We start from the raw sequence: 8619 nt of genomic DNA on the forward strand, positions 1-8619 counted from the left end.
TCCTCACCCCGGGCGGCGCGGGCGCGCCGCCCGGGGTGAGGAGCTCCGGCCAGCCGAACGTCCCCGGCAGAGCGGCGACGAGCCGGTCCGTCAGCTCCCCCAGCCCCGGACGCTCGCCGCCGAGCGCGGTGTCACCACAGGCCGTCAGAAAAGCGCCGAGACCAGCCGGAAGGGCCTCCACACCACCAGCCGATTCAACAAGGAGGGCCGCGAGGTCCGCGACATCGTCCACCGGCCCGGGGCCGCATCCGTCCGGACGCAGCGGACCGCGCCCCGGGTGCGGGTGAGGCCCCTCAGCGGTCAGCTCCACGGTCGAGGCGCGCAACGCGCCGTGGGCGACTCCCGCCTCATGGAGAGGGCGCAACGCCCGCGCCAGCGCCACCCCGAGGTCGCGGACACCCGCGGGCGGCAGCGATCCGTGGCCAGCGATCACCCGCTCCAGCGAGGGACCGATCGCGCACGCCGTCACCAGCCACGGCAGCGCGCCGTCGGGAGCCTCCGCCACGAGAGCGCGCCGCGCCGGGGGCCCGAGCCCACGGGCCACGCGCGCCTCGTGCCGGACCCAACGCCGGTGTGCCTCCTCGACGACGGAGCCGGGGCTCACCACCGTCAGGGCCACCGTCGCCCCGGTCGACACATGCCACGCCCAGTGGCACCGCATTCCCCGTGGAGCCTCACCCGGCCCGGTACCCGACAGGCGATAGCCGGCCAGTGCCTCCAGCCCGCCGTCGACCAGGCTCTCGCCATCGTTCGTCACGCCCCGCCCCCTCGGCTCTCGTCAATCACGCGCCCGGGCCCCACCCCCTGCGCGTCCGTCCCACGGCGGTGACTCACCGGCCACCGCTCTCAGGGCACCGGCATAGCCGTCAACTGCCCCGCGTGCGACAGGAAGACACGATAGCCCGAGGACGCAAGGCTCCAGCGCCCGCGTCGTCCCGTGGAGACGGCCCACAGCGATGTGCCGTTGTCCGCCAGCCACGCCGACACCCCCTTCGTTCCCGAACCGCCCAGCGGGGTCCAGACGCTGGCGCCCTCCACCACCGGCGGCTCGTCCGGCAGCTCGTCCTCGACGTCGAGCCGCGCCGACCAGAGCTGCGCACCGTCCTCCGCGGCCACCCGGACCAGCTCCCAACCGCGGATCGCGCACACCCCGCCGGACACGGCGGCCGGCTGCCCCCACCCTCCGTCCCGCCCGGGCAGCGACCACACCTCGCCGCCGTCCCCGACTTCCAGCGCCACCAGGTTCTCCCCACCCACCACGACCATCCCGCCGACCACCGCGGGCGCGCCGGAGGTGGCGGCGAAGCGCCCCTCCCGGCTCCAGCGGGCGGCACCGTCCCTCACTGCGAGGGCGGCCAGCCGGCGGGGCCCCGCCAGGAGCACCGTGCCGTCGTGGATCGCGACGCCGGGACGCTCCTCGCCGGTTCCGGCAGCGGCGCGCCAGCGCTCCTCACCCGTCGCCAGGTCGAGTGCCACCAGCATCCCGTCGGTGGAGAGGACGAACCCCGTCGCCCCATCGGCGGCGAGTACCGAGGACACCCGGAGGGAATCGTTCCACGCCGTCGAGCCGTCCGCGCACCGCAGCGCTCGTACCCGGTCGTCCGCGGTGGCCACGAGCACGAGCTCGCCGTTCTCCGGCCCGCCGGCCGCGATCCCCTTCGCGGGCCTGACCGATCCGTCGGACCACCGCGTGGCGCCCTCGCGCACCCCGAACGCCGTCAGGCCGTCGTCGCCGGCCGCCGCGAGGACGACATCCGCCACGGGCAGCGGCGCCGGGCCGTCCTCGGCGAGCCCGTCACGCGTCCAGTACGGGTCGGGCTGCAGGCCCCGCCGGTAGTCGGCGAGCGGGACGGCGTCCGAGTCCCTTCCGGTGCCCGCCCCACCGCCCGCACCGCGCCACCACACGCCGCCGGCGGCTACCACCAGGGCGGCACCGGTGAGTCCCAGCGCGCGGCGGCGCGTCAGCCGCCCCGTGGTTCCCGGGGGCCGGTGGCCACGGATCGCCGCCCGCGCGTCCCGCGCCCGCCCCTTCGCGTCGTCGGCCACCGGGGCCAGCCGCCAGAACGGGGGATCGTTCACCCCGTCGGCCAGCCCGCGCAGGTCCCCCGGCAGGGGGCGGTCGCCCGGAGCCTTGGCCAGGCAGGAGGCGATCACCGGACGCAGCTCAGGAGGCAGCCCGTCGAGTGTGGGCTCACCGTGTACGACCTGGTAGTTCACCCAGAGCGCGTCCCCGGGGGGAAACGCGGGACGGCCGGTCCCCGCGCGCACCAGCACGGCGCCCAGCGCGAACACGTCGGCCGCCGGCCCCGCCCGCCGCCCCGTCAGCTGCTCTGGGGCCGCGTATCCGGGTGTCGCGGGAACGCGGCCGTCCGTGGTCAGCGTCATCCCGTACTCGGGCCTTGCGATACCGAAGTCGATCAGACGCGGGCCGTCGGCGGTCACCACGATGTTGGCGGGCTTGAGGTCACGGTGGACCAGACCCGCGCCGTGGACATCGTCGAGCGCCGCCGCGAGCGTCGCGGCGAGCTGACGCAGCGCCCGCGGCGGCAGCGGCCCGTGACGCCGGATGTGCTCCGCCAGGGACGGCCCGGCCAGGTACTCGGTCGCGATCCAGGGCTGCCCGTCTGTGCCGTGGCCCAGCACCCGTGCCACGCGCGGGCTGCGCACCGCCGAGGCCGCGACCGCCTCCCGCGCGAACCTGCGGACGAGTTCCTCGTCGTGGGCGACCCCCGGCAGCAGCACCTTCACCGCCACCGGGCGCGGCCGAGGGGACGAGCGCCGCCGGGCGAGGTAGACCTTTCCCATTCCGCCTGCTCCGAGGACGCCCACCACCCGGTACGGGCCCAGGTCGGTCGGGTCGGCGGCGGTGGTCGGAGCTATGTGGTCGGCCATGCGCCGCATCGTAGGAAGACCGTGGGGGCCGTCACACCACCGGGCCGCCAGGTTGTCGCGGAGGACATGTGTGAGCGGCGTGATCGGTGGTACCCGGGTGGTCCGGTGAAAGCGCGACGACACTCGGCCCCGGGTGGGGCCCGGAGGTGACAGTCATGAAGGCAGCCGTATGGCACGGCCGGCACGATGTCCGCGTCGACGAGGTACCCGACCCAGGTATCGAGGAGCCCACGGACGCGGTCATCAGGGTCACATCGAGCGGGCTGTGCGGCTCCGACCTGCATCTCTACGAGGTACTGGCGCCCTTCATGACGCCCGGTGACATCCTGGGACACGAGCCGATGGGCGTGGTCGAGGAGGTCGGGTCCGCCGTCACCGGCCTGAAGCCCGGGGACCGGGTGGTCGTCCCGTTCCAGATCTCCTGCGGGTCCTGCTTCATGTGCGACCGAGGACTGCAGACCCAGTGCGAAACCACCCAGGTGCGGGACCAGGGCGCCGGTGCCGCCCTCTTCGGGTACACCAAGCTCTACGGCGCGGTCCCGGGCGCCCAGGCGGAGTACCTGCGGGTCCCGCAGGCCCAGTACGGCCCCCTGAAAGTGCCCGACGACGTGCCGGAGGACCGGTTCCTCTTCCTCTCCGACGTCCTCCCCACCGCCTGGCAGGCAGTGGAGTACGCCGACGTACCGGACGGCGGCACCCTCGCCGTGCTGGGCCTCGGCCCGATCGGCGACATGGCGTGCCGCATCGCCCTGCACCACGGGGTCCGCCAGGTCATCGGCATCGACCTCGTCCCCGAACGGCTGGAGCGCGCCCGCGCCCGTGGAGTGCACACCCTGGACCTTCGGGAGACCGACGACGTGGCCGCCGAGGTCCGGCAGCTGACCGAGGGCCGCGGCGCGGACAGCGTCATCGACGCGGTCGGCATGGAGGCCCACGGAGACCGCACCGGGCAGCTGATGCAGAACGCCGCGGCCGTCCTGCCGACCGCAGCCGCCGAGAAGGTCGCCGGCAGCGTGGGAGTGGACCGCCTGGCAGCGCTCCACTCCGCCATCGACATGGTGCGCCGGGGCGGGACCATCTCCCTCAGCGGCGTCTACGGCGGCATGGTCGACCCCCTGCCCATGCTGACGCTCTTCGACAAGCAGGTGCAGCTGCGCATGGGACAGGCCAACGTCCGGCACTGGACGCCGGATATCCTGCCGCTGCTGACCGAACACGACCCGCTGGGGGTGGACCACTTCGCCACCCACCACGTGCCGCTGACCGAGGCCGCCGACGCGTACGAGATGTTCCAGCGCAAGGACGACGGAGCCGTCAAGGTGGTGTTCCGCCCGTGAAGATCGTCGCCGTGCTCCGGCCCGACTCCGAGGCCGGAACCCACGGCGGCACGGCCCCACCTCGGCCCACGGTGAATCACCAGGCGTGACCTCTGTGAATCGGGGCAGGCGGTCGTTACGAACGCCAATGACGAGCCGAGGGAGACCTCCATGAGCAACGACGGAGCGGCCGACCGCCTCAAGGGCAAGGCCAAGGAGGCGATCGGCAAGGTCACGGGTAACGACCGCATGAAGGCCGAGGGCAAGGCCGACCAGGTGAAGGGCAGCGCGAAGAACGGCGCCTCGAGCCTCAAGGACGGGGCCGCCGGCATCAAGGACTCCCTGACCTCCGACGGCAAGGACACAGACCGGCGGGAGTGACGCCCGCCGATGACGAGGGGCCCGACCGCGGCAAGCGGTCGGGCCCCTCGTCGTTACCGTGCTGTGCGGTGTTGGTCCGCCGGTGGCCCGGCGTCGGAGCCGGCCCCACGACCGCTGATCACCGCCGGTGACGACGAGATCCGGCCTCGGCGGAGCGGGAGGGCCGGAGGGTTCTCACCGGGGTGACGGCATGCTCTTGCCGAACTCACTCGCCGACCAGGAGTGCGGAACGTACAGCGGTTCCTCCCGGGGGGCGCAGCGCAGACGCGCGCGTTCGGAGACCGGCAGGCCATGTCGCATCGCGTTACTCGCGTCGACCGCCAGCGCGACTGCGCCGAGAGCTGCGAAAGCACGCCCGAGCCACGTGTGCACAACGCCTCCTTATACTGATCTGTGAAGTGCCTGAGGGGAGGTAGTTTACACAGACCTGTAAAGATCGTGGAGATGCGTGTGGAACATGATGTAGCGGACATCCGCGACCTGACCCCGAGGGCCCGGCGGGTACTGGAGGTCGCGTCCGAACTGTTCTACGACCACGGCATCCACACCGTCGGTGTGGACACCATCGCAGCGGAGTCCGGCGTCACCAAGCGCACCCTCTACAACAACTTCGGCTCCAAGGACACCCTGGTGGCCACCTACCTGAAGAACCGCCACTCGGGATGGTGGGCGGGACTGGAAGCCCGGCTCGCCGCAGCCGAACGGCCCCGCGCCCTCACGTTCTTCGACGTGTACGCCGAGGACGCCCGGGCCATAGACCGCGGCTGCGCCTTCCTCAACGCCGCGGCCGAACTGCCGGCGGACCACCCCGCGTACGCCATCATCCGCTACCACAAACGGTCGGTGGAAGAGCGGCTCGGTGAACTCATCACCGCGGACCAGCCCGGAGCGGAGAACCCGAAACGGCTGGCGCGGCACCTCTTCCTTTTGCTGGAGGGGGCGTTCGCCCACCACGGCATCCACGGCAAGGGGCTGCTGCACGAGGCACGCGAGATCGCCAGGGGCCTCCTGACATAGCCGCCGTCCGCCGTCCGCCGTCCCGCGCACACACCGTGCGGGCGGGACGATCGTCCGCCCCCGGGTGCCGCACCGCGCGTGGCGAGAGCGACGGACCATCACCCGCCCAGTCGCGCACCGGCCGATCAGCCACCGAGCACCGTCCGATCAGCGACCGCCGCGGAGCGCCGCGTCCAGATCACGGACCAGCTCCCCGACGCGCCCACCACCCCGAGGCGCCTCGGGGTAGCGGCAGAGCACCTCGACCACCACCGGCCCCGCGCGCCGCCGAGCCCCCTCACGATGGCCGGCGAAGCCCCGGCAGTCGCCCGCGGCGAGCTCGGACGCCCTCGCGGCGTGGGCCGCCGCCCCCAGAATGTGCTTGACCTGGTGGGCGTCGGCCAGCGGATGCAGGTACGCGGCGGCTGCCGCGCACATCGCCGCTCGCGCCGCGTCACCAGCGGCGGTGGCACCCGCTTCCCCGGCCGCCCTGTGCGCCGCCCACGCGGTGTCACGCAGCGGCTTCCCCCGATCCCCACCCCGCGCGAACGCCCACGCGGCGTCGATCGCCCGGCGAGGCCGCGAGTCGGCCGGGTGGGCCCTCTCGAAGAGCTCCAGGACCTCCTGAGCGCTCTCGGCGGCGTAGCCGGTGACCGCGCGGAGGTCCTGCGTACTCAGAGGGATCTCGCTGGCTCTGTTGACCACGAGTCGCATCCTCGCCCACCGCACCGGAAAGCCGCCACCCGGCTCCGGAGCGGACGGTGAGCGACGGCGAGCACGGTTCGCGCTTCTGTGAGGCCGGGGACGGCCGGGCCCTCAGCCGGAGCCGGCCGTCCCGCGACCGCCGGGATCGTGCGCCGGTGGAATCAGGGCCCGCAACGCGGCGACCTCGTCGCGCAGTTCGTCGAGTTCCCGGTGCAGCGCCTGGATCGCGACGATCGCCACTCCGTTGGCGTCGGTGCAGCAGATCGTCCGGTCACTCTCGCCGACCCCGAACGCCTTCCACCAGTCCTGCGCCATCGGGCCCAGGTGCCGTACGTGCGGAGGATCCCAGTGGTACCGCCAGCTGCTGACCGGCAGCCGCGCCACCTGCTCCAGCACCTGGTAGCCGTTGACCGAATCGCCGCCGCAGACCGCACCCGGCACGGCCGCGGACGTCAGGCCGGCCACCGAGCCACTCCGCCGACGGCGCCTGCCGGCCCGGACCGCGGTCCGCACGCCGGTCAGTGCCCTCCGCAACCGCCGGCCGCTCATCGCTGCCAGACCACCGGGGTGACGTCGGTCTTCAGCTCACGGTCCGAGAAGAGCAGGCTGCCACCGGCACCCCTGTTGTCGGGACGCTCCACCGGTACCTGGATCAGCCCGTTGCCCAGCCCGCCGGTGTGGGTCGTCGCACCGGCCGCCGCGACGCCGGGCGTCCTGTTGATCATCGTGATGTCGTGAGCACTGTTCCCGCCCGCGACGACGTTCGTGCTGGCCGCCGCCGGGACGCCGCCGCTCAGGGCTCCCGTGCAGACGGCCGCCGTGGCCGACAGCACCAGCAGACGGCGGGGACCGCGTTTCCAAGGCATCGGGCATCCTTTCGGCCGGGACGCCGAGTGCGTCCGCGACACTGCTAACGACCGCGCACGCCCAAAAGCACGGATCAACTCGCCGTCCGCCCAACGGCGGTGACCGTGCCCGCCAGCCGCGCACCCCTCGGCGGCCGGGCGCTCCACGCCGTGGTGCCGGCCCGGGCGTCGTCGGTGCGGGCCGGGTGGGAGCGCGGAGTCAGCCCGGCACGGCGGCTCGCCGGGGGCCGTCGGCGCGAGGTGCGATCCCGTCCGCTGCCCGGCCCCGTGGAGTCCGCGGCCAGGCGAGGAACACGGCCGCGGCACCCAGGAGCAACGCCAGCGCCTGCGCTCGCCCCGGCACGTCCTCGAACATCCCCCACGCCCACACCGTGGTGACGGGCGGGGTGAGGTAGAGCAGCAGGCTCGTCGTGGTGCTGCCCAACCGCCGCAGGCACACCACGAAGGCCGCGTAGCCACCGAGCCCCGAGAGGAGGACCAGCCACACCAGCGCACCGATGACCGCGGGCGTCACCGTGACGCCGAGACCGCCCGTCGCCGCCGCGAAAGCGAGGAAGACCCCGGCCGAGACGACCACCTGAACACACAGACTGGTCACGACATCGGTCTCCGGCCGCCAGCGGCGCTCCAGCAGCGCCGCTCCCGACAGGCCGAACAGGCTCGCCACCGCAAGCAGCAGCCCGGCCCCGCCCACGCCGAGGGTTCCGCCCACGCTGACCACGACCGCGGCCAGCCCCGTGAGCAGACCCACCACCTGCCGCCGCCGCACGGCGTCGCCCCAGCCGACGCGCCCCGCGACCGTGACCAGCATCGGCTGCAGGGCGCACACCAGCGCGACCGTCCCCGCGCCGACCCCGCCGGCCGAGGCCCCGAACACTCCGCCCAGGAACACCACGTGTGCCAGCAGGCCGATCACACCCTGCCGCACCACCTCACGCGCTGAGACCGGCCGACGCCGGACCACCAGCACCACCGCCACCAGCACCAGCGCCGTCACGAGGTAGCGCCAGGCCAGGACAGCCGTGACGGAACCGGCGGGCTGCGCGAGCACGGCTCCGACGAAGCCCGACGACCACAGCACGACGAAGGCACCCGCCCATCCCAAGCTCTTCATATCCTCATGAAAACACACCGGTCGGTATACTTGCCGTGTACCGACGACCGCAGGAGGCATCCGTGCCACACGCCGGCGATCCCAGCCGTTCCATCGGTCTCACCGACCTGACCCCACCACCGCCGCCGGCGACCACCGCCGCCGGCGATCGCCTCCTGAACGCCGCGGAGGAACTGTTCTACGGCCGGGGAATCGGCGCCGTGGGCGTCGACCTCGTCGCCGAGGAGGCCGGAGTCACCAAACGCACCCTCTACCAGCGGTTCGGCTCCAAGCAGCACCTGGTGGTGGCCTACCTCCGCCGCCGCGCCCACCGATGGCAGACGACGCTCCTCGCCACGCTCCACAACGC

The 8619-nt window shown here is 73.4% G+C and carries 9 protein-coding genes and 1 pseudogene; 4 read left to right on the top strand and 6 right to left on the bottom strand.

What is annotated here, in order from left to right:
- Together E0D90_RS20445 and E0D90_RS20450 are read right to left on the bottom strand one after the other, a co-directional pair.
- Window positions 1-757, bottom strand: a pseudogene (locus E0D90_RS20445) (hypothetical protein); the annotation flags it as partial.
- A gap of 89 nt (window positions 758-846) precedes the next feature.
- On the bottom strand, window positions 847-2892 hold the full coding sequence (locus tag E0D90_RS20450) for a protein kinase domain-containing protein (protein WP_170215020.1): 2046 nt from the start codon (window positions 2890-2892) through the stop codon (window positions 847-849).
- Window positions 2893-3047: 155 nt separating this feature from the next.
- Here E0D90_RS20450 and E0D90_RS20455 point away from each other — a divergent pair, with 155 nt between their 5' ends.
- From E0D90_RS20455 to E0D90_RS20465, 3 genes are all read left to right on the top strand, one after another.
- Window positions 3048-4229, top strand: coding sequence for a zinc-dependent alcohol dehydrogenase (locus tag E0D90_RS20455; protein WP_130799568.1), 1182 nt, complete (start codon window positions 3048-3050; stop codon window positions 4227-4229).
- Between the two features lie 150 nt (window positions 4230-4379).
- Window positions 4380-4589 carry a CsbD family protein gene (locus E0D90_RS20460; RefSeq protein ID WP_103529245.1) on the top strand — a complete coding sequence of 70 codons (210 nt, stop codon included), beginning with the start codon at window positions 4380-4382 and terminating at the stop codon, window positions 4587-4589.
- 450 nt (window positions 4590-5039) lie between these two features.
- Window positions 5040-5606 carry a TetR/AcrR family transcriptional regulator gene (locus tag E0D90_RS20465; protein ID WP_219806394.1) on the top strand — a complete coding sequence of 189 codons (567 nt, stop codon included), beginning with the start codon at window positions 5040-5042 and terminating at the stop codon, window positions 5604-5606.
- 147 nt (window positions 5607-5753) lie between these two features.
- On the opposite strand, the gene E0D90_RS20470 is transcribed toward E0D90_RS20465, so the two are convergent.
- The 4 genes from E0D90_RS20470 to E0D90_RS20485 all read right to left on the bottom strand — a co-directional run bounded on the left by E0D90_RS20470 (window position 5754) and on the right by E0D90_RS20485 (window position 8270).
- Complete coding sequence (locus E0D90_RS20470; RefSeq protein WP_227870361.1) at window positions 5754-6290, bottom strand: putative immunity protein; 537 nt, start codon at window positions 6288-6290, stop codon at window positions 5754-5756.
- 111 nt (window positions 6291-6401) lie between these two features.
- Window positions 6402-6755: a tail fiber domain-containing protein gene (locus E0D90_RS20475; protein ID WP_130799569.1), complete on the bottom strand. Its 354-nt coding sequence runs from the start codon at window positions 6753-6755 to the stop codon at window positions 6402-6404.
- A gap of 80 nt (window positions 6756-6835) precedes the next feature.
- Window positions 6836-7156 carry a hypothetical protein gene (locus E0D90_RS20480; RefSeq protein WP_103503587.1) on the bottom strand — a complete coding sequence of 107 codons (321 nt, stop codon included), beginning with the start codon at window positions 7154-7156 and terminating at the stop codon, window positions 6836-6838.
- A gap of 199 nt (window positions 7157-7355) precedes the next feature.
- Window positions 7356-8270 carry a DMT family transporter gene (locus E0D90_RS20485; RefSeq protein WP_170215022.1) on the bottom strand — a complete coding sequence of 305 codons (915 nt, stop codon included), beginning with the start codon at window positions 8268-8270 and terminating at the stop codon, window positions 7356-7358.
- A 107-nt stretch (window positions 8271-8377) separates the two neighbouring features.
- On the opposite strand from E0D90_RS20485, the gene E0D90_RS20490 reads away from it, so the two are divergent.
- The coding region (locus E0D90_RS20490; protein WP_174856233.1) for a helix-turn-helix domain-containing protein at window positions 8378-8619 on the top strand (242 nt) is incomplete at its 3' end.

It is taken from the genome of Streptomyces otsuchiensis, assembly GCF_004305975.1.
GTDB classification, from domain to species: domain Bacteria; phylum Actinomycetota; class Actinomycetes; order Streptomycetales; family Streptomycetaceae; genus Streptomyces; species Streptomyces otsuchiensis.